At 63.5% G+C, this 22,401-nt stretch carries 18 protein-coding genes and 1 pseudogene; 5 read left to right on the top strand and 14 right to left on the bottom strand.

Annotated elements, in window-relative coordinates:
- Window positions 1-77 precede the first annotated feature (77 nt).
- The 7 genes and pseudogenes from bktB to phaC all read right to left on the bottom strand — a co-directional run bounded on the left by bktB (window position 78) and on the right by phaC (window position 8,842).
- The gene (gene bktB, locus FUT88_RS19765) at window positions 78-1,262 is read right to left on the bottom strand and encodes a beta-ketothiolase BktB (RefSeq protein WP_147217661.1); all 1,185 of its coding nucleotides are present in this window, start codon (window positions 1,260-1,262) and stop codon (window positions 78-80) included.
- A gap of 87 nt (window positions 1,263-1,349) precedes the next feature.
- Window positions 1,350-2,710 (bottom strand): annotated as a pseudogene (rimO, locus tag FUT88_RS19760) (30S ribosomal protein S12 methylthiotransferase RimO).
- Window positions 2,711-2,776: 66 nt separating this feature from the next.
- Complete coding sequence (locus tag FUT88_RS19755; RefSeq protein WP_186829349.1) at window positions 2,777-3,757, bottom strand: tRNA dihydrouridine synthase; 981 nt, start codon at window positions 3,755-3,757, stop codon at window positions 2,777-2,779.
- A 195-nt stretch (window positions 3,758-3,952) separates the two neighbouring features.
- Window positions 3,953-4,507 carry a polyhydroxyalkanoate synthesis repressor PhaR gene (phaR, locus tag FUT88_RS19750; RefSeq protein WP_004627096.1) on the bottom strand — a complete coding sequence of 185 codons (555 nt, stop codon included), beginning with the start codon at window positions 4,505-4,507 and terminating at the stop codon, window positions 3,953-3,955.
- Between the two features lie 406 nt (window positions 4,508-4,913).
- Complete coding sequence (locus tag FUT88_RS19745; RefSeq protein ID WP_009240759.1) at window positions 4,914-5,654, bottom strand: 3-ketoacyl-ACP reductase; 741 nt, start codon at window positions 5,652-5,654, stop codon at window positions 4,914-4,916.
- 123 nt (window positions 5,655-5,777) lie between these two features.
- Window positions 5,778-6,959: an acetyl-CoA C-acetyltransferase gene (locus tag FUT88_RS19740; RefSeq protein ID WP_147217659.1), complete on the bottom strand. Its 1,182-nt coding sequence runs from the start codon at window positions 6,957-6,959 to the stop codon at window positions 5,778-5,780.
- A gap of 89 nt (window positions 6,960-7,048) precedes the next feature.
- On the bottom strand, window positions 7,049-8,842 hold the full coding sequence (gene phaC, locus FUT88_RS19735) for a class I poly(R)-hydroxyalkanoic acid synthase (RefSeq protein ID WP_147217657.1): 1,794 nt from the start codon (window positions 8,840-8,842) through the stop codon (window positions 7,049-7,051).
- Between the two features lie 269 nt (window positions 8,843-9,111).
- On the opposite strand from phaC, the gene FUT88_RS19730 reads away from it, so the two are divergent.
- Window positions 9,112-9,348 carry a hypothetical protein gene (locus tag FUT88_RS19730; protein WP_147217656.1) on the top strand — a complete coding sequence of 79 codons (237 nt, stop codon included), beginning with the start codon at window positions 9,112-9,114 and terminating at the stop codon, window positions 9,346-9,348.
- A gap of 4 nt (window positions 9,349-9,352) precedes the next feature.
- On the opposite strand, the gene pgeF is transcribed toward FUT88_RS19730, so the two are convergent.
- Together pgeF and FUT88_RS19720 are read right to left on the bottom strand one after the other, a co-directional pair.
- Window positions 9,353-10,162, bottom strand: coding sequence for a peptidoglycan editing factor PgeF (pgeF, locus tag FUT88_RS19725; RefSeq protein ID WP_147217654.1), 810 nt, complete (start codon window positions 10,160-10,162; stop codon window positions 9,353-9,355).
- On the bottom strand, window positions 10,146-11,258 hold the full coding sequence (locus tag FUT88_RS19720) for an RluA family pseudouridine synthase (protein WP_147217652.1): 1,113 nt from the start codon (window positions 11,256-11,258) through the stop codon (window positions 10,146-10,148). The genes pgeF and FUT88_RS19720 overlap by 17 nt, the downstream gene beginning before the upstream one ends.
- A 15-nt stretch (window positions 11,259-11,273) precedes the next feature.
- Between FUT88_RS19720 and FUT88_RS19715 the strand changes: the two genes are divergently transcribed.
- Window positions 11,274-12,131 carry an outer membrane protein assembly factor BamD gene (locus FUT88_RS19715; protein WP_027681296.1) on the top strand — a complete coding sequence of 286 codons (858 nt, stop codon included), beginning with the start codon at window positions 11,274-11,276 and terminating at the stop codon, window positions 12,129-12,131.
- Between the two features lie 66 nt (window positions 12,132-12,197).
- Here FUT88_RS19715 and FUT88_RS19710 read toward each other — a convergent pair whose 3' ends face one another.
- From FUT88_RS19710 to FUT88_RS19700, 3 genes are all read right to left on the bottom strand, one after another.
- Window positions 12,198-14,339, bottom strand: a complete 2,142-nt coding sequence (locus tag FUT88_RS19710; protein WP_186829348.1) for an ATP-dependent DNA helicase — start codon at window positions 14,337-14,339, stop codon at window positions 12,198-12,200.
- 84 nt (window positions 14,340-14,423) lie between these two features.
- Window positions 14,424-14,627, bottom strand: a complete 204-nt coding sequence (locus tag FUT88_RS19705; RefSeq protein ID WP_004627116.1) for a DUF465 domain-containing protein — start codon at window positions 14,625-14,627, stop codon at window positions 14,424-14,426.
- Window positions 14,628-14,662: 35 nt separating this feature from the next.
- Entirely contained in the window at window positions 14,663-15,427 is a 765-nt protein-coding gene (locus FUT88_RS19700; protein ID WP_147217648.1) for a hypothetical protein, read from the bottom strand.
- Between the two features lie 110 nt (window positions 15,428-15,537).
- Between FUT88_RS19700 and FUT88_RS19695 the strand changes: the two genes are divergently transcribed.
- Complete coding sequence (locus tag FUT88_RS19695) at window positions 15,538-17,871, top strand: Tex family protein (protein ID WP_147217646.1); 2,334 nt, start codon at window positions 15,538-15,540, stop codon at window positions 17,869-17,871.
- A gap of 185 nt (window positions 17,872-18,056) precedes the next feature.
- Window positions 18,057-18,497 (top strand): hypothetical protein, encoded by a 441-nt coding sequence (locus tag FUT88_RS19690; protein ID WP_147217644.1) that lies wholly within the window; start codon window positions 18,057-18,059, stop codon window positions 18,495-18,497.
- A 75-nt stretch (window positions 18,498-18,572) separates the two neighbouring features.
- Here FUT88_RS19690 and FUT88_RS19685 read toward each other — a convergent pair whose 3' ends face one another.
- Complete coding sequence (locus tag FUT88_RS19685; protein ID WP_147217642.1) at window positions 18,573-20,474, bottom strand: potassium transporter Kup; 1,902 nt, start codon at window positions 20,472-20,474, stop codon at window positions 18,573-18,575.
- 391 nt (window positions 20,475-20,865) lie between these two features.
- On the opposite strand from FUT88_RS19685, the gene FUT88_RS19680 reads away from it, so the two are divergent.
- Window positions 20,866-21,105, top strand: a complete 240-nt coding sequence (locus FUT88_RS19680) for a hypothetical protein (protein WP_147217640.1) — start codon at window positions 20,866-20,868, stop codon at window positions 21,103-21,105.
- Window positions 21,106-21,121: 16 nt separating this feature from the next.
- Here FUT88_RS19680 and FUT88_RS19675 read toward each other — a convergent pair whose 3' ends face one another.
- Window positions 21,122-22,156 (bottom strand): quinone-dependent dihydroorotate dehydrogenase, encoded by a 1,035-nt coding sequence (locus FUT88_RS19675; protein WP_147217638.1) that lies wholly within the window; start codon window positions 22,154-22,156, stop codon window positions 21,122-21,124.
- Between the last annotated feature and the right edge of the window lie 245 nt (window positions 22,157-22,401).

Below are 22,401 nucleotides of genomic sequence, written 5' to 3'. Positions count from 1 at the left end.
GCGCCACGCCTGCGGCCAGTACCAGCGCAAACAGCGCGCCGGTTGGCCGAATCAGGCGTTCAATCGAGAAAATGCGTTCAGATGCGTTCGAACACCGCCGCAATGCCTTGTCCTCCACCAATGCACATGGTCACCAGCGCGTAGCGACCGCCGATGCGCTGCAGCTCGTGCAGCGCCTTGACCGTGATAAGCGCACCCGTTGCGCCGATCGGGTGGCCGAGCGAGATGCCCGAGCCGTTCGGGTTGACCTTGGCCGGGTCTAGGCCGAGTTCCTTCGTCACCGCGCAGGCCTGGGCGGCAAACGCCTCGTTGGCTTCGATCACATCCAGATCGTTGACCGACAGGCCTGCCCGGCCCAGCGCCTTGCGCGTGGCCGGCACCGGGCCGATGCCCATGATCTTCGGATCCACGCCCGCATGGCCGTACGACACCAGCCGGGCCAGCGGCTTGAGGCCACGCTTTTCGGCCACCGCACGTTCCATCAGCACCAGCGCCGCGCCCGCATCGTTGAGGCCCGAAGCGTTGCCTGCCGTCACCGTACCGTTTTCTTTCGTGAAAACCGGCTTGAGCTTGGTCATGTCGTCGATGGTTGCGTCGTGGCGGACGTGCTCATCGGTATCGAACTGGATATCGCCCTTGCGCGACTTGATCGTCACCGGAACGATCTGATCCTTGAAGTAGCCGGCCTGGATGGCACGCGATGCGCGCTGATGCGATTCCAGCGCGGTCTGGTCTTGCTGCTCGCGGCTGATGCCGAATTCGCGGGCGACGTTTTCCGCAGTGACGCCCATGTGGATCGTGTGGAACGGGTCGTGCAGCGCGCCGAGCATCATGTCGACCATCTTGGCGTCGCCCATGCGCGAACCCCAGCGAGCGGCGGGTGCCAGGTACGGCGCACGGCTCATGCTCTCCGCACCGCCGGCAATGGCGACATCGGCGTCGCCCAACAGCACGGTTTGCGCCGCGCTCACCACGGCCTGCAGGCCCGAGCCGCACAGGCGATTGACGTTGAATGCAGGCGTTTCGGCCGACACACCGCCGTTCACGGCGGCCACGCGCGAGAGATACATGTCGCGCGGCTCGGTGTTGATCACGTGGCCAAACACCACGTGGCCGACCTCCTCGCCCTTCACGCCTGCGCGGGCCAGCGCCTCGCGCACAACGAGTGCGCCCAGTTCGCACGGCGCCACATCCTTCAGGCTGCCGCCAAACGTCCCGATTGCGGTACGAACGCCGCTGACCACCACCACTTCACGTGCCATTGCTGTCTCCTGAGCCATCGAAATTGGATGGCGGCCAGTATAAACGCACGACCGTTCGCAAAATTTAGGTACGACTACCTAAGTGGGTCAGACCTCGCCCCACAGGTCGTGGCCGTCCGCGCCGGTAATCTTGACCGACACGAAATCGCCCGCCTTGTAGCGCTTGTACGGTTTCGACGGCGGCGCGATATAGACCAGGCCGTCAATCTCCGGGGCATCCGCCGACGAACGGCCAATGCCACCGTCTTGATTCACCTCGTCCACCAGCACGCGCAGCGACTTGCCCACCTTGCGCTGCAGACGGCGTGCAGACACGCGCTCGGCGACTTCCATGAACCGCGCGCGGCGCTCCTCGCGCACCTCGTCGGGCAATGCGCCCGGCAGGTCGTTGGCGGTGGCGCCCTCGACCGGCGAATAGGCGAAGCAGCCCACGCGATCCAGTTCGGCCTCGGCAATGAAGTCGAGCAGCGTCTGGAACTCTTCTTCCGTTTCACCAGGGAAGCCGGCGATGAAGGTGCTGCGGATGGTCAACTCCGGGCACACCTCGCGCCAGGCGCGGATGCGATCCAGCGTCTTCTCGGCGTTGGCGGGGCGCTTCATGCGCTTGAGCACGTCGGGGTGGGCGTGCTGCAGCGGCACGTCGAGATACGGCAAGACCTTGCCCTCGGCCATCAGCGGCATCACCTCATCCACGCTCGGGTACGGGTAGACGTAATGCAGGCGCACCCAGGCGCCGTACTGCGACGCCAGTTCACCCAGCGCGCCGACCAGCTCGGTCATGCGCGTCTTCAGCGGGCGGCCGTTCCAGAAGCCCATGCGGAATTTGACGTCGACGCCGTAGGCGCTGGTGTCCTGCGAGATGACGAGCAGCTCCTTGACGCCGGCCTTCAGCAGGTTTTCCGCTTCCAGCATCACTTCGGCCACCGGGCGCGAGACGAGATCGCCGCGCATCGACGGGATGATGCAGAAGCTGCAACGGTGGTTGCAGCCTTCCGAAATCTTCAGATACGCGTAGTGCTTGGGCGTGAGCTTGATGCCCTGCGGCGGCACCAGGTCAATGAACGGGTCATGCGGCTTGGGCAGGTGCGTGTGCACTGCTTCCATCACCTCGCCGAGCGCATGGGGGCCCGTCACAGCCAGCACCTTCGGGTGCACGTTGGTGATGATGTCCTGGCCAGCGGCGTCCTTCTTGGCGCCCAGGCAGCCGGTGACGATCACCTTGCCGTTCTCGGCCAGCGCCTCGCCAATCGCATCCAGGCTTTCCTGCACGGCCTCGTCGATGAAGCCGCAGGTGTTGACAACCACCAGGTCCGCCCCGCCGTACGTGCCGGAGATCTCATACCCCTCCGCGCGCAGTTGGGTGATGATCTGCTCGGAATCGACAAGGCCTTGGGACAACCGAGACTGACGAACCCCACCTTGGGGCTCTGGGTACTGACGTCGGACATGGGAACAACCTGATGTGGGAGAGGATTTGCGCTGCGCACGTGGGCTGTGCCGCGCGGTTGCGTATTTTAACCGTTCGCCGCGTTTGGGCGACCAAGGCGAAGCTGCATCTGTTCAATCACGCGCTCGATTTCCAGCGCGTCCTGCAGCCTGCGAATCGCATCGTGCAGCTCTGCGGCCTGGGGCCACGTCCGCTTCAGATAGCTCAGCCACAGCTTGACGCGGCCATGCTCATGCTTGGCCGAGATGCGCGCATGCAGCTTCTTCAGGTAATCGGCGAGATAGCCGAGCACGATCGGCCATTCCGCCGCGGACGGCGTCTCGTCCATCTGCCCACGGATGCGCTGGGCCAGGAATGGGTCGGACACGGCGCCACGTCCGATCATCACGTCGCTACAGCCACTGACGGCGCGGCAGCGCTCCCAGTCGGCCACGGTCCAGACTTCGCCGTTGGCCGTGACGGGGATGCTCACGGCGTCGGCGATGCGTGCGATCCAGTCCCAATGTGCGGGCGGACGGTAGCCATGGTCACGCGTGCGGGCATGCACGACGAGCGCTTCCGCGCCGCCTTCCGCCAGCGCCGTCGCACAGTCAATCGCACGGGACGTATCGGAAACGCCGAGCCGCATCTTGGCCGTCACGGAAATGTTGGCCGGCACCGCGGCCCGCACGGCATGCACGATGTCGTACAGCACTTCCGGCGTGGCGAGCAGCATGGCGCCGCCGCCGTGTCGGTTCACGACCTTGGCGGGACAGCCGAAGTTGAGGTCGATGCCATGCGGCGTGAGCGTTGCCGCGTATGCCGCATTGCGGGCCAGCCATTCGGGATCGCTGCCGAGGAGCTGGATGGTCATCGGCGTACCGCTGGCCGTATAGCCGCCGTTGCGGATCTCGGGCGTCTCACGTTCGTACGTGCGCGCCGGAAGCAACGAGCCCGTCACGCGGACGAACTCCGAGACGCATCCGTCGTAGCCGCCAGCTTGCGTCAGCACGTCGCGCATGACGTAATCCGCGACCCCTTCCATCGGGGCGAGCAACAGGCGGCTCATGCGAAAACGGGAGACAGCCGGCATAGAAGCCAGGGGCGGACATCAAACATGGGAAACCGGGGCGGGAATCGTGAACGTCGGAGAGGCGTACACCTCACCTGAAGGACCGGCATTTTACCTTGCTGCCCTCTTGGACGCGCGCCCAACAAAAAAGGCGAACCGCCCCGCGATCCGCCTTGTTTTGCCAGCGCCGACTTACTTCTTCTCGGGCGGCTGGTTGAACGGGAACGTCCCGAACATGTTCTTGGCCTGGCTCTGCATCTGCTCCTGCATCTGCACGAACAGGTTTTTGCTCTGCTCGATGTAGTTGCTCATCATGCCTTGCATCATCGGCCCCTGCATGTTCATGAACTGCGACCACATGTCGGGGTTGAAGGTGTTGCCGCTGTACAGATCCTTCGAGTTCTCGGCCAGCTTGCTCTGGATGTCGACAAACGCCTGGATGTTCTTTTCCAGGTACGTGCCCATCATGCCCTGCATCGCGTTGCCATAGAAACGGATGATCTGCGCGAGCATCGCACCCGAGAACATCGGCACGCCGCCGGTTTCCTCTTCCAGAATGATCTGCAGCAGGATGCTGCGGGTCAGGTCTTCACCGGATTTCGCATCGACGACGCGAAACTCTTCGGTTTCCATGACGAGCTGCTTGACGTCTGCCAGCGTGATGTAGGTGCTGGTCTGGGTGTCGTAGAGCCGGCGGTTGGGATATTTCTTGATCAGCCGTTCGGTGCCCTTCTTGCTGGTGGCCATCGTGCCTTTCCGTGTTGGCGATGCTGCTGCGGTGCAGCCGATGCAGTGCGAAATGACTGCACCGGGCGGTGCAGCAAAATACGCGGTTGCCCGGCTGTTCCGATCTGCGCGCGAATGGTGAATTCAAGCGTAGCGCAGATGCATCCGGTTATGATCGGACGCCCCGTGTCTCCCTGCGGAGCGCCTCCGTGATTGGATTCTATGCGGATCGCCCTGCAAAGAAAAGGCGACCTCCCCCGGTAAAAACCCGCAGCATTTTGATGCGGCTCAGGCACTCGGACAGTTGCCCACAGAGGACGCAAAATGCTTGCTGCAATGCAATCGAGCATCGCAGCATGCAGGCAAATCAAGGGGGAAAATTGCTGCGCCCATGCTGCAGCATAGCCGCAGCATGGGCGTGGGAGCGTCAGCCCATGTGAAGGCCGCCGTTGAGGGAGAAGTCCGCGCCGGTGGAGAAGCCGGATTCTTCAGATGCCAGCCATGCGCAGATCGAGGCGATCTCCGTCGGCTCGCCCAAGCGCTTGACCGGAATCGTGCTGACGATCTTGTCGAGCACATCCTGACGAATCGCTTTCACCATGTCGGTCGCGATATAGCCCGGCGACACCGTGTTGACCGTTACACCCTTGGTCGCGACTTCCTGCGCCAGCGCCATCGTGAAGCCGTGCAGGCCAGCCTTGGCGGTCGAATAGTTGGTCTGGCCAAACTGGCCCTTCTGGCCGTTCACCGACGAGATGTTGATGATTCGGCCCCAGCCGCGATCCGCCATGCCGTCGATGACCTGCTTGGTCACGTTGAACAGCGACGTCAGGTTGGTATCGATCACCGCATCCCAGTCGGCGCGGGTCATCTTGCGGAACACCACGTCGCGCGTGATGCCGGCGTTGTTGATCAGGACATCGACCTCGCCCACTTCAGCCTTGACCTTGTCGAACGCGGCCTTGGTCGACTCCCAATCGCCGACGTTGCCTTCGGACGGCACGAAATCGAAACCAAGCGCCTTCTGTTGTTCCAACCATTTCGCCTTGCGCGGCGAGTTCGGGCCGCAGCCTGCGACAACGGTGAAGCCGTCGCGCGCCAAGCGCTGGCAAATCGCCGTTCCGATACCGCCCATGCCACCGGTGACGTATGCGATGCGTTTGGTCATGTCCACTCCTAGTCCTTGTTGTTAGAACCGCCCGGCCTCTTGCCGGGCAGCAGATGCTCAGGTGTCTCCGATTGGCGTGTGCGGCATTCGTTCCGCCTCACGCCAATCTCACTGCAAAAAAACTTACGGACGCTCAACCGCCAGCGCCACGCCCATGCCGCCACCGATACACAGCGAGGCCAGGCCCTTCTTCGCGTCGCGCTTCTGCATCTCGTGCAGCAGCGTGACCAGGATGCGGCAGCCCGACGCGCCGATCGGGTGACCGATCGCAATCGCCCCGCCGTTGACGTTGATCTTCGACGTATCCCAGCCCATCTGCTGATGCACTGCCAGCGCCTGGGCGGCAAATGCCTCGTTGATCTCCATCAGGTCCAGGTCGCCCACCGACCAGCCGGCGCGCGACAGGCAGCGTTTGGACGCCGGTACCGGCCCCATGCCCATGACCTTCGGGTCCAGGCCAGCGCTGGCGTAAGCACGGATCGTGGCCAGCGGCGTCAGGCCCAGTTCCTTCGCCTTGGCGGCCGACATTACGACGACAGCGGCGGCGCCATCGTTCAGGCCCGAGGCGTTGGCCGCCGTCACGGTGCCAGCCTTGTCGAAAGCGGGCTTCAGGCCAGCCATCGATTCGAGCGTGGCGCCATGGCGAACGAACTCGTCCTGCGCGAAGGCAATCGGATCGCCCTTGCGTTGCGGAATCATGATCGGAACGATTTCATCGTTGAAGCGGCCCGACTTTTGCGCAGCTTCGGCCTTGTTCTGCGACGCGACCGCGAACTCGTCCTGCGCTTCGCGCGTGATGCCGTATTCCTTGGCGACGTTCTCCGCCGTGATGCCCATGTGGTACTGGTTGTAGACGTCCCACAGCCCATCCACAATCATCGAATCGATCAGCTTGGCGTCGCCCATGCGGAAACCGTCGCGCGAACCGGGCAGGACGTGCGGTGCGGCAGACATGTTTTCCTGCCCGCCAGCCACGACGATCTCTGCATCGCCCGCGATGATGGCGTTGGCGGCCAGCATCACGGCCTTCAGGCCGGAGCCGCACACCTTGTTGATGGTCAGGCCCGGCACCATGTTCGGCAGCCCTGCCTTGATGACGGCTTGGCGCGCCGGGTTCTGACCCGAGCCTGCCGTCAGCACTTGGCCCATGATGACTTCGCTCACCTGGTCCGGCGCCACCTTGGCGCGCGCCAGCGCTTCGCGGATAACAGCCGCGCCAAGCTCAGGCGCAGCGATCTTCGCCAGCGAGCCACCAAACTTGCCCACGGCGGTGCGTACCGCCGATACGATCACAACATCGGTCATTTGCTTACCTTCCACTGTCGAAAGAGAGGGTCGTTGGACACCGCCAGCGGCCGAAGCCGCGGCGGCAACGGGGGTTCATGCGCGCGATCTTACGCTTTCTGTTTGACGTAGCGGCCAGGGGCCGGCTCGATGACCGGGTAGTCCGCGTTGCCGTAGCCCTTGGGTGCAGCCTTCTGCGCGCCGGCGTGTGATGCAAGCCAACTTGACCAATCCGGCCACCAGCTTCCGGGATGCTCCTTCGCACCCTCGAACCACGCATCGGCGGAGTCAGGCAGCTTGGCATTGGTCCAGTGCGAACGCTTGTTGGCGGCAGGCGGGTTGATCACGCCAGCGATATGGCCGGAGGCGCCCAACACGAAACGCCGCTTGCCCTTGAGCAGCGGCACAGAACCATAGGCCGACTTCCAGGGGACGATGTGGTCTTCACGCGAACCGTAGATGTAGACCGGCGCATCAATCTTGCCGAGATCCACTGGCGTACCGTTCACCTTCAGCTTGCCCGGCGTCTTGAGGTCGTTCTGCAGATACGTATGACGGAGGTACCAGCAGTACCACGGGCCCGGCAGGTTGGTGGAATCGCCATTCCAGTACAGCAGGTCGAACGGCGCAGGCGTCTTGCCTTTCAGATAGTTCTCGACAACGTAATTCCAGACCAGATCGTTCGGGCGCAGGAACGAGAACGTGTTTGCCAGCTCCACGCCACGCAGCAGGCCCGGGCCGGTCGGCGCATTCGGGCCGATCGTCTGCTCTCGCATTTCCACCTGGGCTTGATCGACGAAGACGTCGAGAATGCCGGTGTCCGTAAAGTCGAGCAGCGTGGTCAGCAGCGTCAGGCTTGCCGCCGGATGCTGTCCGCGTTCCGCCAGCACGGCCAGGGCGGTCGACAGGATCGTTCCGCCCACGCAAAAGCCCAGCACGTTGATCTGATCCTGCGCGGAGATTTCGCGCGCGACACGAATGGCTTCGATCGCGCCGCCTTCGATGTAGTCGTCCCACGTGCGGGACGCCATGCTCGCGTCCGGATTACGCCACGACACGAGGAACACAGTATTGCCCTGCTCCACGGCATAGCGGACCAGCGAATTGGCCGGCTGCAGATCAAGGATGTAGTACTTGTTGATGCAAGGCGGCACCAGCAACAGCGGGCGCGCATGCACCTTGGCCGTCAGCGGCTTGTATTGGATGAGCTGGAAATAGTCGTTCTCGAAGACGACGGCGCCTTCGCTGTTGGCGACGTTGCGACCGATCTCGAACGCTGTTTCGTCCGTCTGCGAGATCTTGCCGCGCTCCATATCCTGCAGCATGTTGAGGATGCCGGTGCGCAGGGATTCGCCACGCGATTCAATCAGTTGCTTCTGCGCTTCCGGATTGGTCGCAAGAAAGTTGGACGGCGACATGGCAGCCGTCCATTGCGACACGGCAAAGCGCACGCGCTCACGGGTCTTGGCGTCTGCTTGCACTGCGTCGGCCATTTCCATCAACGTGCGGGCGTTGAGCACGTAGAACGCGGCGGCATAGCCATAGAGCGGGCTCTTGCGCCACGCGTCGTTCGAGAAACGACGATCAGACGGCGCCACGGCCTCGGCGCTTTCGCCCGTGCTCATGTGGCGCCAGATCTGAAGCCATTCCTCAAGATACTTCTGCTGGATCTCGGCCAGCCGCTCGTGCGGGATCAGCGCGAAAGGCGCCGCGCCTTCACCCGTCGCTGCGCCGTTGAACTGCCCAAGACCTGGCGCCGCGGCACCAGGTTGTGCAAAGGCGCCCGCAAAGGCTTGCCATTGCTTGAACTGCTCCGCCCACTGCGTTGGGTCCGACAAGCCCTGCCAGGGAGCTTGAGTGTGGGCGCTAGATGCCTTGGATGATGTCGATTGACGCGATGCCATAGTGCCCTCGATCCGACGATATGCGCCGCTCCGGTTGGAACGGCGGCGCAACTCGTAGTATTGCGGGGCATTGTTGCCTTGCCGTTTCAAGGCTGTCAATCGGCGTTAGTTAATGATCAACCGGAAACGCCCAGCCAGCGCGGGTTTTGCCGCGTTCACCGAAAACGGCTCCGACCAAATGGTTAAGCACAGAACCGGGGCTATGGTCCAATTTGCGCAATTTCGTGCGAGACTGCCGCATTGCGCCAATGCCGGGCACCGCCTTTCCCATGTATATCGTCGCCATCGCCTGGCTCTACGTCGTGCTGATGATGTCTTTGACTGAGCAATCTTGGATTGCCGGCATCGGCACATTTGTCTTTTACGGCGTGGCGCCGCTATCGCTCTTCCTATGGATTGTCGGCGCGCCGGCACGCAGGCGACGCCGGAAAGCCAAGGAAGCCGCGCAGGACGAGGCGGACACCACTCCCACGCTGAGCAGCGACGCTGGCGACGGCGCCCCCTGAACGCTCACTCCGCGCGCCAAATCAGCGTGGCCATGCGCCCCGTGGTGCGCTCCCGGCGGTACGAATAGAAGCGCTCGGCGTCCGTCATCGTGCACAGGCCACCGCCGTACACGTCGGTACAACCGGCGCGCGCCAGCCGCAGTCGAGCCAGCGCGTACAAATCGGCGAAGAACTTCCCCGTGGAGGTGCCTTCCACGAACGCCGCCCCGGTGGCGGGCAATTCGTCGGGCTGCGCGGCGTCGATAAATGCCTGACACACTTCCGCACCCACTTCAAAACACGATGGCCCGATGGCTGGCCCGAGCCACGCCAGCCACGTCGGATCGGCTTCCTGGCCGCTGGCGCGCAACCGCTGCATCATGGCTTCCAGCGTGCGTTCGATCACGCCGCCGCATAGACCACGCCACCCCGCATGCGCCGCACCCACGGTGACGCCTCGGGCGTCGCTCAGCAAGACAGGCAGGCAATCGGCCGTCATGACCACGCAGACACGATTCCGCGAGGACGCCACCGCAGCATCGGCAATTACAGGCGCCGACGTACCGACAAGTTGATCAAGATCAGCTACACCAGTGCCGTGCACCTGCTCCATCCACGTCGGCTCAGCCGGTAGCGCTGCACGCAAGATGCGGCGGTTCTGATCGACGGCGTCGGGCGCGTCACCCACGTGCTGACCGAGGTTCAGGCCGCCGGGCAAGCCGCCAGCCAATCCGTAAGGCCCGACACTGACGCCACCCAGGCGCGTCGTGGCAAGCGCCTTGACATGCGGATGCGCGGGCCAGTCGGGAACGATCCAATCAGTTGATGTCGGCATCGGGATCCATGTCGAGGGCTTCCAGCAGATCGGCGAAGTCGTCGGGCACGCCGGCTTCCCAATGTACGGATTTGCCCGTGGCGGGATGCACCAACCCGAGGCGCACCGCGTGCAGCGCCTGCCGCGCAAAAGGCACCGGCAGCGGCGCCTTGATCGTCTGCGGCTGGCCACGCCGGAAGTTGCGCGTATAGACCGGATCGCCCAGCAACGGATGCCCCTCCGACTCAAAGTGCACACGGATCTGGTGTGTCCGGCCGGTCTCAAGCTGGCAGCGCACCAGCGATACTTGGGCGCGGCCCAGATCCACCACGTCCAGCGTCTTGAAATGCGTCCGCGCCGGCTTGCCGCTGGCCGTCTCGATGATGGCCATGCGCGTGCGGTCGCGCGGGTCCCGCCCGATCGGAGCATCGATCGTGGCTTCTTCGGGCGTTTCGCCCCACACCAGCGCGAGATAAGTCCGCTTGACGGTACGTGCCTGCAATTGGCGCACGAGGTCGGTCTGCGCAGGCAGCGTACGGGCGACCACCATCAGGCCGGAAGTGTCCTTGTCGAGGCGGTGGACGATGCCGGCACGCGGCAACTCTACGGCGTCCGGATAGCGGTGCAGCAGGCCGTTGAGCACCGTGCCGCTCCAGTTGCCCGCGGCGGGATGCACCACCAGCCCGGCAGGCTTGTTGATGACGAGCAGCGTGTCGTCTTCGTACACCACATCCAGGTCAATCGGCTCGGCGACGAAGGCGTTTTCGTCGGCCGCGCGTTGCGGGACGACTTCGATGCGGTCACCGCCGGAGATGGCCGCACGCGGGCGCACCACCTCACCACGCAGACGAACCGCGCCGGCGTCAATCCATTGCTGCAAGCGGCTGCGCGAATAGTCGGGCAGCAGCTTGGCGAGCGCCTTGTCGAGGCGCTCGCCGTGCATGGCTTCGGGAATCTCTACGATGATCGGTTCGGCACCTGGAGCGGCCCCGGCGGCAGGCAAATCGAGCGCCTCATCGTCGAGGGCGTCTTCCGTCTCCGGCGCAGTGAGGGAAACGTCAGCCAGTGCGTCGTCTGACACAGGGCTTGGGCTATAATGCTTGATGCGATTTTTCATTCAGAAAAGGTGCCCATGTCGGTCACGAGCGTAAAGCAGGCGCGTATTGTTAGTCGAGTCGGCAATCGAATCCGCGCGCAAATCGGAGCAGTGTTGGTGGCAGGCGTTGCATGCCTTGCTATCTCGGCCTGCGGCATCCTGCCGGAACAGCAAGACGAAACGGCTGGCTGGTCAGCCAACAAATTATATTCGGAAGCGAAGGACTCGCTCGACGGCGGCGACTACGCCAAGGCGGTCAAGTACTACGAAAAGCTCGAAAGCCGCTATCCGTTCGGCCAGTACGCTCAACAAGCCCAGATCGAAACCGCCTACGCCAACTACAAGGATGGCGAGACGGCTGCCGCGCTGGCCGCGGTGGATCGCTTCATCCAGTTGCACCCGAATCACCCCAGCGTCGATTACGCCTACTACCTCAAGGGCCTGATCAACTTCAACGACAACCTGGGCTGGCTCGGCCGCTTCTCGAACCAGGACTTGAGCGAACGCGACCCGAAGGCCGCACGCGCAGCCTACGACGCGTTCAAGACGCTGATCACGCGGTTCCCGAACAGCAAGTACACGCCGGACGCCACCCAGCGCATGCAGTACATCGTCAACGCGATGGCCGAGCATGAAGTGGGCGCCGCGCGCTACTACTATCGCCGCGGCGCCTACCTGGCTGCCGTCAACCGCGCGCAGGACGCCATCAAGGATTACGATCGCGCCCCGGCCGTGGAAGAAGCGCTGTACATCATGATGAAGTCGTATGAAGCGCTGGGCATGAAAGACATGCGCGACGACACCGAACGCATCATCAAGCAGAACTATCCGAAGAGCGATTTCCTCGCCTACGGCCAGCGCAAGAAAGACAAGCCCTGGTACCAATGGTGGTAAGCAAGGCTTGAACAGCACAGCAAAAAGCCCGGTCGAGTGGCCGGGCTTTTTGTTTGTGCACGCAGATCAGTCTTCAGACCCGCCGGCAGCCGCCTCTTCCGAATCTGGCCGCAGCGAACGCAGAAAATCGGCAGCCGTCTCGGCCTCGCGCGTACGCTTGAACGGCGGCAGGCTCTGCCAGATCTGGCGGCCGTAGTTCTTCTCAACGAGCCGCGGGTCGCAGATCATCAGCACACCGCGATCGGTCTCGGAGCGAATCAACCGCCCTGCGCCCTGCTTGAGCGTGATGACTGCATGCGGCAGTTGGTGCACGGCAAACGGGCTCAGCCCCTTCTTTTCAAGCGCTTCCATGCGGGCGCTCAGCACCGGATCATCGGGCGGGGCAAACGGCAATTTGTCGATGACGACCAGCGAGAGCGCCTCGCCGCGTACATCCACGCCCTCCCAGAAACTCTGGCTGCCGATCAGCACGGCGTTGCCCAGCGTCCGGAAGCGGTCCAGCAATTCCGTACGGCTGGCCTGGCCCTGCACGAGCAGCGGGAAATCCCAGCCGCGTTGGGCGAATTCATCCGACAACCGCTCGGCGGCGCGATTCACGGCGCGCAGCGTCGTGCACAGCAGGAACGTCTTGCCGCCCGCCGCTTCAATCAGCGGCAAGGTGGCGTCGAGCACCGCATCGGTAAAACGCGGATCGCTCGGCTGGGGCAGATCACGCGGCACATACAGCAAGCCTTGCGATGCGTAGTCGAACGGGCTGTCGAGCGTCATGGACCGATCACGGTCCAGGCCCAACTGCGCAGCGTAGTGCGTGAAGTTGCCGCGCACCGAAAGCGTCGCGGACGTGAAGACCCACGCGCGCGGCTGGCCGGCACGCTGACGCGAAAAGATCGGCGCGATCGACAACGGCGTCAGGTGCAACTGTACGGAATTGGCGAATACCTCGACCCAGCGCACACGCTCGTCAACGGGGGCCGCACTCTCGCTGTCCGCGCCCGCGTCATCCCCTTCCTTCTTTGGCGCCTTGGGCGGTTTGGGATCGGCCCACGCTTCCAGTTTCTCGCACAGCGCCACCGCACGGCGATGGCACTGCTCGATGGTCTCGGCGCGTTCGGCCTGGGCTTCCAGCGCGCCGGTAAAGTCGGAAAGCGCCTGCTCAAGCTTGGGCAGCACCTCGTAGAACGGCGTGGCAAGGGCCGCATCGTTGTCGATCTGCTTGATCGACAGGCGGGACCCGTCCTGGCGGAAAACGAGGCGCAAATCACGCGCGGCACGCTCCAGCGGCGCGGCAATCGCCACCCAGTCCACCGCATCGCGTGCGTGCGAAAGGCCTTCTGCCACGCTGTCGCGCGCGAGTTCCAGAATCTGGTTCGTAGAGATGGTCTCGCCAAAGAACAACGTGGCGGTTTCTGGCAGCTGGTGCGCTTCGTCGAAGATGATCGTGTTGGCGGCGGGCAGCAACTCCGCCATGCCGGTGTCCTTCAACATCACGTCCGCGAAGAACAGGTGATGGTTCACCACCACCACGTCGGCCTGCTGCGCCTCCTTGCGGGCGCGCATGACGAAGCAGTCCTTGTAATACGCGCAGTCCGAACCCAGGCAGTTGTCGCGCGTGGACGTCACCAGGTTCCACACCGGCGCGTTCTCGGGGACGCTGGCAAGTTCCGCCTTGTCGCCCGTTTTCGTCGTCTTCAGAAACAGGTTGATCTGGCGCAGCCATGCGGCGTCTTGCCGCGAAGAGAGACGCCCGTTCTGCGAGGTGCGTTCGACGTGGTAATGGCAGACGTAATTGGCGCGCCCCTTGAGCAACGCCACCGACACCGGCGCATTTAGCGCCTTGCGCACCGTCGGGATGTCGCGCAGGAAAAGCTGATCCTGCAGGTTCTTCGTCCCGGTGGAGACGATCACCTTGCCGCCCCACAGCATCGCGGGAACAAGGTAGGCGTACGTTTTGCCCGTGCCGGTCCCGGCCTCGACGATGATCGAATCGGCGGCTTCGATGGCGTTGGCGACGGCCTGCGCCATCGTCAGCTGCGCACTGCGGGGCCGGTAACCATCGATACCTTTGGCCAGCGTGCCGTCGTCGGCGAACAGCGTCGCCAATTCGGCATGATGCGCATCAGCGGATAGAGAAGCAGCGGGAGCCGAAGTGTCGCCGGCATCGGCGTCGGAGTCAGCCGACGGCTCGGCCAGCGGGGAAAGCGAAGTCAACGCGGAATCCGTGGGGTCAAATGACGGAGGCCGCACGTGATTGCGGCCTCTCAGGATGAAAATCGAACCAACTTTGGGTAGGCGCTAGGCCGGCACGTCCGGCTCAAGCTGCAACTGTAGCAGGGTGATGGTGTCCTTGAGTTTCAGGCGGCGCTTCTTGAGACGGCGCAGCTGCAACTCGTCATGATTGGCGGTAGTCGCCAGCCGGTCGATCAGGAAATCGAGATCGCGGTGCTCGATCTGCAATTCAATGATGCGACGCGAGATCGTGTTCAGATCGCTGTCCATCGCTTTCCTCCCGGAAACCCGGCCTTGGCTGAAGTTTAGAACCCCAGCGGACTGGTGTTGTTCTGGTTTTGCTCGTTGCGGCGCTTGGTTTGTTCGCGGCGCTCTTCCAGTTCTTTCTGACGCTTGACGGCGTCTTGCTGCTTTTCCTGGAACTGCTTGGCGCTTTCCGCACGCTTTGCGGCGTTGGCGGCGCCCTGCTCCTGCGCGGCTTTCAGCTTGGCATCGTAATCGGCCTGCTTTTTGGCGGCCGCCTGCGCGTTGGCAGCGCGCTGCGGCGCTTCGGCCTGGCGCTGCGCCTCGTTCAGCCGCTGCTGCTCCTGCTTGCTCGCGAAATCGTTGCGATTCTTCTGCTCGGCGGCTTCGCGCTGCGGGCGTTCGGCGTTGTACTGAGCCTCGCGGATGGCGCGCTCCTGGTCGCGACGGGCAGCGCGATCGGCACGCTCGGCTTCGTCCAGCGCAAGCTCGCGCTCGCGGATGGTGTGCAGTTCCGTGCGACGCACATCCTTCGCCTTGTCGATGCAGCGCGTGACGAGGAATTTGTCGTAGCAAGCGCGTTCGGCCTCGGCGTACCGGTATTCAGCCCACGCTTTGGCGCTGTTGATGCGATCGTGCTCAGAGCCGAAATCGGGCGGTGTGGCGGGCACTGCGGCTGCCGGCGCAGCGGCTGGCTGGGACTGGCTCCATGCAGGCGTGGCAAGCAGCGCAACACTGAGCACGGACGCCGGCAGAACCAGCTGGGAAGCGCGGCGCGCAGCAGCGCGGCGACGGGCAGAAAACAGGGGCGTAGGCATAACGCGCATTTTATCACCGCGCCTGTGCGGCAAACGCCGCGCGGCCACGGATTTCAGCTCAGGAACAGGGTTCGCGTTGTGGCAAAATGCGCGGCTTTCCATCGCACTCTCTGGAAGCAATGACTGATTCCGTGTTGCAGAAGATCGTCTCCCGCATCGCCGTTGAACTGGCGGTCCGGCCGCAGCAGGTTGCCGCCGCCGTCCAACTGCTGGACGAAGGCGCCACCGTGCCGTTCATCGCACGGTACCGCAAGGAAGTGACGGACAACCTGGACGACACGCAACTGCGCAACCTGGAAGAGCGCCTGCTGTACCTGCGCGAGCTGGAAGACCGCCGCGCGGCCATCCTCGCCTCCATTGAAGAGCAAGGCAAGCTGACGGACGCCCTGCGCACCTCCATCGAGGCGGCCGAGACCAAGCAGGTGCTGGAAGACCTCTACCTGCCCTACAAGCCCAAGCGCCGCACGCGCGCCCAGATTGCCCGCGAATGCGGCCTGGAGCCGCTGGCCCAGGCGCTGCTGGCCGACCCCACGCTGGATCCGCAAACCGAAGCTGCCAAGTTCGTCAACGGCAACCCGACCGCCGACGGCGGCGTGCCGGACGTGAAGGCCGCGCTGGATGGCGCGCGCGACATCCTCTCCGAACAATTTGGCGAGACGGCTGAGCTGCTCGGCAAGGTGCGCGACCATCTGTGGAATCAAGGCCAGGTTTCGTCGACCGTGGTGGAAGGCAAGGAAACCGCCGAAGAAGAGAAATTCCGCGATTACTACGCGTATAGCGAGCCGATCCGCAACGTGCCGTCGCACCGCGCGCTGGCGCTGTTCCGCGGCCGGAACGCGGGCGTGCTGTTCGTGAAGCTCGGCTTGGGCGAAGAACAGGACGCGATGAACCCGCACCCGTGCGAAATCATGATCGCGCGCCACGTCGGCATCGAAAACAAGGGCCGGGCGGCTGACAAGTGGCTGTCGGACGTGTGCCGCTGGTGCTGGCGCGTGAAGGTACAGCCGCATATCGAAACCGAGTTGCTCACGCAACTGCGCGAGTCCGCGGAAGCCGAGGCCATCAAGATCTTCGGCCGCAATCTGCACGACCTGCTGCTGGCCGCGCCGGCTGGCCCGAAGGCCGTGATGGGCATCGATCCGGGCATCCGCACGGGTTGCAAGGTGGCCGTGGTCGACCACACCGGCAAGCTGCTGGAGACGGCCACCATTTATCCGCACGAGCCGCGTCGTGACTGGAACGGCTCGCTGGCCACGCTCGCCCGGCTGGCGAAGCAACACGGCGTGGCACTGGTTTCCATCGGCAACGGCACAGCCAGCCGCGAGACCGACAAGTTGGTGCAAGACCTGATGCGCAACGCGCCGGAGCTGAAGCTGACCAAGATCGTGGTGAGCGAGGCCGGCGCGTCGGTGTATTCGGCGTCGGAGCTGGCGGCCAAGGAATTCCCCGAGCTGGACGTGTCGCTGCGCGGCGCGGTGTCGATCGCGCGACGCCTGCAAGACCCGCTGGCCGAACTCGTGAAGATTGACCCGAAGTCGATCGGTGTCGGCCAGTATCAGCATGACGTGAACCAGCGGGAGCTGGCCCGCGCACTGGACGCCATCGTCGAGGATTGCGTCAACGCGGTGGGCGTGGATGTCAACACGGCCTCTGCCCCGCTGCTGGCGCGTGTGTCGGGGCTGAACTCGATCCTCGCCAAGAACATCGTCGAGTACCGCGATGCCAACGGCGCGTTCCCCAACCGCGACGCGCTCAAGAAAGTGCCGCGCCTGGGCGACAAGACGTTCGAGCAGGCCGCCGGCTTCCTGCGCATCAATGACGGCGACAATCCGCTCGACCGCTCCTCGGTGCACCCGGAAGCGTATCCGGTCGTCAAGCGCATCCTGGACAGCATCAAGAAAGGCATCGGCGACGTGCTCGGCAACCGCGAGGCGCTGCGTGGCCTGACCGCCCGTGACTTCACCGACGAGAAATTCGGCCTGCCCACCGTGGTCGACATCCTCTCTGAGCTGGAAAAGCCCGGCCGCGACCCCCGCCCCGAGTTCAAGACGGCGACGTTCCAGGACGGCGTGGAAGACATCAAGGACCTGCAGCCCGGCATGGTGCTCGAAGGCGTGGTGACGAACGTGGCGGCGTTTGGCGCCTTCATCGACATCGGCGTGCATCAGGATGGCCTGGTACACGTGTCGGCGCTGTCGACCAAGTTCGTGCGTGACCCGCATGAGGTGGTCAAGCCTGGCCAGATCGTCAAGGTCAAGGTGATGGAGGTGGACGTGAAGCGCAACCGCATCGGCCTGACGATGCGCCTGTCGGATGAGCCCGGTCAGGCGGCTGCACGCACCGGCGGCGGCGATCGTCCGAGCAGTGGAGGCGGTCGCCACGGCGGCCAGCAACGCCGCGCGCCCGAACCGTCCGGCGCCATGGCAGAAGCGTTCGCCAAGCTCAAACGCTAACGCGCATTCTGTTGAATGGAACCCGCCCGGTTTTCGGACTCGGCGGGTTTTTTCATGGCCGCGTGTGCCCGTTACAAGTCCTTACGCGCATGGATCTTTCCTAACACTCATGCGTCGTCGGCCCGTCTTTTCGGCCCGTTAAGGAGACACAGGCACGCCGCCTGGCATCCACGAGGAGAAGCCCTATGAAGACGAGCCACACCCTGATTGCCGCCCTGCTTGCTGTTGCCGGTACCGCCGCCTTCGCGCAGACCACGCCCGTCCAGCAAGTTCAGCAAGACAATCAGCAGATTCGCCAGGACAACCGTGACATCCGCCACGACAACCGCGATATTCGCCATGATCGCGCGGACATCGGCGCCGACAAGGCCGCATTGAACACCGACCGTGCCGCCCGCAACGCCGATCAACGCCGCGAAAACCGTGACCTGGCCAATGGCAACGTCGGGGGCGCCGAATACTGGAACAAGAAGCGCGCCGAAGAGCAGCATGAAGTCAACGCCGAGCGCCGCGACTTGCACCACGATCGCAAAGACCTGCGGCACGACGTGAAGGACCGTAACCACGACGTCCACGCCCGCAACGACGAAGTCCGCGAGCGCAATCACGCCGCTGCGAAGATGTAATTGCGCCGCCGCAACAAACAAAACGCCCGTGCGTCTCTCTCGCACGGGCCGTTTTGCTATGCAGCGGTGGGTTGATCAGATCTCGACCTTGGTACCCAGCTCCACCACGCGATTCGCGGGGATGTGGAAGAAGTCCGACGGCTTGGCGCCGTTCTGATGCATCCACGCAAACAGGCGCTCGCGCCACATCGACATACCCGGCAGCTTGGACGGCACCACCGATTCGCGCGCGATGAAGAACGACGTATCCATCAGCTCGCAGCGCGTGCCGATCTGCGGCTGCCCCAGTTCCAGTACGCGGTACACATCGGGCGTTTCCTTGAAGCCGTATTCCGCCTTGACGATGTAGATGCCGCTGCCGAGATCGCGCACGGTTACGCGTTGCTTATCGTCCACGTACGGAATATCGCGCGTAACGAAGCTGATAAAAATCACGCGCTCGTGCAGTACGCGGTTGTGCTTCAGGTTATGCAGCAACGACACCGGCACAAATTCGGTATTGCCTGTGAGGAATACAGCCGTGCCCTCGACACGATGCGGCGGATGCGCCAGCAACCCCGCCAGGAACGGCTCGAGCGGGATGCCATCTTCCAGACTGCGCGCACGCAGAAGCTTCTTGCCCTTGTACCAGGTCATCAGCAGGAAAAACACGCCGGCGCCCAGCGTCAACGGGAACCAGCCGCCATCGCGGATCTTCAACAGGTTCGCCGAGAAGAACGCCATGTCGACCACCAGGAAACACAGGCTCACGAGCGTCACGAGCGCAGGGTGCCAACGCCAGACCGAGCGCATCACCACCGCAGCCAGCACCGTGGTAATGACCATCGTGGTTGTCACGGCAATGCCGTAGGCGGCCGCAAGGTTGTCGGACTTCTTGAACGCCAGAACCACGCCGACCACCAGGATCAACAGCATCCAGTTAACCATCGGCACGTAGATCTGGCCGATCTCGGCTTCCGACGTGTAGCGAATGCGCATGCGCGGCACAAAGCCAAGCTGGATCGCCTGGCTCGTCAGCGAGAACGCGCCCGAAATCACGGCCTGCGAGGCAATGACGGTGGCTGCCGCAGCAAGCACCACCATTGGCAGTTGCAGCGCTTCCGGCACCGAACGGTAGAACGGGTTTTCGATGGTGCTCGGGTCGGTCAGCAGCATCGCGCCTTGGCCGAAGTAGTTGAGCAGCAGGCTCGGCGCCACGATAAAGAACCACGCCCAGCGGATCGGGCGTGCGCCGAAGTGGCCCATGTCAGCGTACAGCGCTTCCGCGCCGGTCAGCACCAGGAACACCGAACCGAGCACGATGAACGCCTGCAGCGCATGGTCGTGCAGGAATGAAACGGCGTACATCGGGTTGACGGCCACCAGAATCTGCGGCGCCTTCACCAGATTCATCATGCCCAGCGCTGCCAGCGCGGCAAACCACAGCAGCATCACCGGACCGAACAGCTTGCCCACCACCGACGTGCCGCTGCGTTGGATCAGGAACAGCACAGCCAGAATCACGATCGTGATCGGCAATACAAACGGGGACAATGCCGGCGCGGCGATTTCAAGACCTTCCATGGCCGACAGGACCGAGATGGCCGGCGTGATGACCGCGTCGCCGTAGAACATGCACGCGCCGAAAACGCCCAGCATCATCAGGAGCGACATGCGCCTGGAATTGGTATTGGCCGTGCGCAGCGACAGCGCCATCAGCGCGAGGATGCCGCCCTCGCCGTTGTTGTCGGCGCGCATGACGAACAGCACATACTTGAGCGATACCACGATCACCATCGCCCAGAAGAGCATGGAGATGATGCCGAGCACCGCGCCGCTGGAGAACGGAATGCCGTGGTCTGGGCTGAAGCATTCCTTGAGCGAATACAGCGGACTGGTGCCGATGTCTCCGAACACCACCCCGACGGCGCCGACCACCATGGCGCGCAGGTTCACGTTGGTCTGGGGCGACCCGGTTGCTGTAAGAGCTTGACTCATGAACTTGAAAATCGGCCGAAATACTGGCCGCTCAAAAATCGTGCATTGCACAATGAGGGCGGATTGTACTCCCGCCCTCCGTCACGCCAACCCCTCAAACGGGCATTCGTTGCCGCAGTGCATCATGATGCTCAGCGCCCGAGACAAAGCGGCCTGGAACGTCCCAAGAACGTTGCCCAAGCACATAAACAACCCGACGGAGCACATTGTGCAGCGCCAGTCCCGCGCCTTCAGCAAGCAGACAACATGCGGTGCATGCTGTGCCGCACATAGCCATAAGTAGGACTGCGGCCGACAGAACTTTGTAGGAAAATGCCTGACAAACCTTCATTGCAAACTTTGTTGAACGACTGGCGACCAGCCGCTCGACGCTTACGAAACGGGGACGGCCTTGCCCCACTTATCCATTCGCATCTTGGGGCGTTCCAAGCCTTCGCTGACCGCACTGATCGTATTGCTGGTCGTTGCCGTCCTATTGTTTGCGATCCCGCGCATGATCCTGCCGTGGGCGCAAGCGGCCTTCATGCAGCAGCTCGACCCGTCGGTGTGGGCTGATTACGCCGGCCCATACGATCTGGCAGCCGCGGTGGTGGCCGCCAGTGGGCTCATCATCTTCCTGCTCCGCCGCTAAGCGCGGCCCGTCCACGTCAGCGCGCCAGCGCCCGCGCGCATTCCGCCACCAGGGCCGGACCGCGATAGATCAATCCCGTATAAAGCTGCACCAGTTGCGCGCCGGCGTCGATCTTCTCGCGCGCGTGCTCGCCGGCCAGGATGCCGCCCACGCCAATGATCGGCACCGCATCGCCGAGCAAACCGTGCAAGGCGCGAATCACCCGCGTCGAGGCTTCACGCACCGGCTGGCCTGACAACCCGCCCGCCTCTTCGGCGTGCGCAAGACCGGCCACGGCTTCGCGGCTGATCGTCGTGTTGGTTGCAATCACGCCGTCCATCTTGTGGCGCAGGAGCGCGTCAGCCACGTTTGCGATCTGGTCGTCATCCAGGTCCGGCGCGATCTTCAGCGCCACCGGTACGTAGCGCTTGTGCTGATCTGCCAGACGCTGCTGTGCGTCGCGCAGCGCGCCCAGCAGGCTGTCCAGCTCGCTCGCGCCCTGCAGTTGGCGCAGGTTCTTCGTATTCGGCGACGAAATGTTCACCGTGACGTAGCTTGCATGCGGATACACGCGTTCCAGGCAATGCATGTAATCGTCGACAGCGCGCTCGATCGGCGTGTCGGCGTTCTTGCCGATGTTCAAGCCCAGCACGCCGCCGGCCTCGCGCCACTTCGATGCCTTTACGTTATTGATGAATGCATCGACACCGCCATTGTTGAAACCCATGCGATTGATAAGCGCATTGGCCGCCGGCAAGCGGAACATGCGCGGGCGCGGATTGCCGGGCTGCGCGCGCGGCGTAACCGTACCGACTTCAATAAAGCCGAAACCGAGCGCGCCGAGCGCATCGATATACGCGCCGTCCTTGTCCAAGCCGGCAGCCAGCCCGACCGGGTTAGGAAACTTCACGCCCATCACCGTGCGCGGCTGCGGCGCTATGCGTGCGCCGATGCAGCCCGAAAGCCCCATCGCGTGCGCCCGCTTGAGCTGGTTCAGCGTGAAGTGATGCGCGTCTTCGGGATCCATCGAAAACAGCAGCGGGCGGGCAAGCGGATACAGGGCGTTGAGCACGGTCGGAATCAAGAGAAGAACGCGAAAGGCGGCATTGTAAACGGCCGGCACGCCGCAAATGCATCGCGCGCGCCGCTTTCGAAGAGGACCGCGCGCGATGTGCCCACAGATCATGTCCCCGCATGGCTTCGCGGGCTCGTGGGATGGGCACCACGCACCATCAGTGCATGCCGCACGAGAAAAGTGTTGCATCGCCGCACAGGTCTCGCTATACTCTTTTATTCGACGGACGCGGGGTGGAGCAG

Origin of the sequence: Ralstonia sp. TCR112, assembly GCF_007997035.1 — a bacterium.
Classification (GTDB): Bacteria; Pseudomonadota; Gammaproteobacteria; order Burkholderiales; family Burkholderiaceae; genus Ralstonia; species Ralstonia edaphi.
This window is presented reverse-complemented; position numbering and strand designations above follow the sequence as displayed.

Excerpts from the sequence above, each read along its gene's own strand:
- FUT88_RS19755 (WP_186829349.1), bottom strand. The coding sequence starts at position 3,757 with ATGAGCCGCCTGTTGCTCGCCCCGATGGAAGGGGTCGCGGATTACGTC.
- FUT88_RS19690 (WP_147217644.1), top strand. The coding sequence starts at position 18,057 with ATGAAGACGAGCCACACCCTGATTGCCGCCCTGCTTGCTGTTGCCGGT.
- phaR (WP_004627096.1), bottom strand. The coding sequence starts at position 4,507 with ATGGCCACCAGCAAGAAGGGCACCGAACGGCTGATCAAGAAATATCCC.
- bktB (WP_147217661.1), bottom strand. The coding sequence starts at position 1,262 with ATGGCACGTGAAGTGGTGGTGGTCAGCGGCGTTCGTACCGCAATCGGG.
- phaC (WP_147217657.1), bottom strand. The coding sequence starts at position 8,842 with ATGGCATCGCGTCAATCGACATCATCCAAGGCATCTAGCGCCCACACT.
- FUT88_RS19700 (WP_147217648.1), bottom strand. The coding sequence starts at position 15,427 with ATGCGCGTTATGCCTACGCCCCTGTTTTCTGCCCGTCGCCGCGCTGCT.
- FUT88_RS19730 (WP_147217656.1), top strand. The coding sequence starts at position 9,112 with ATGTATATCGTCGCCATCGCCTGGCTCTACGTCGTGCTGATGATGTCT.
- FUT88_RS19715 (WP_027681296.1), top strand. The coding sequence starts at position 11,274 with ATGTCGGTCACGAGCGTAAAGCAGGCGCGTATTGTTAGTCGAGTCGGC.
- FUT88_RS19740 (WP_147217659.1), bottom strand. The coding sequence starts at position 6,959 with ATGACCGATGTTGTGATCGTATCGGCGGTACGCACCGCCGTGGGCAAG.
- FUT88_RS19745 (WP_009240759.1), bottom strand. The coding sequence starts at position 5,654 with ATGACCAAACGCATCGCATACGTCACCGGTGGCATGGGCGGTATCGGA.
- FUT88_RS19695 (WP_147217646.1), top strand. The coding sequence starts at position 15,538 with ATGACTGATTCCGTGTTGCAGAAGATCGTCTCCCGCATCGCCGTTGAA.
- FUT88_RS19685 (WP_147217642.1), bottom strand. The coding sequence starts at position 20,474 with ATGAGTCAAGCTCTTACAGCAACCGGGTCGCCCCAGACCAACGTGAAC.
- FUT88_RS19720 (WP_147217652.1), bottom strand. The coding sequence starts at position 11,258 with ATGAAAAATCGCATCAAGCATTATAGCCCAAGCCCTGTGTCAGACGAC.
- pgeF (WP_147217654.1), bottom strand. The coding sequence starts at position 10,162 with ATGCCGACATCAACTGATTGGATCGTTCCCGACTGGCCCGCGCATCCG.
- FUT88_RS19705 (WP_004627116.1), bottom strand. The coding sequence starts at position 14,627 with ATGGACAGCGATCTGAACACGATCTCGCGTCGCATCATTGAATTGCAG.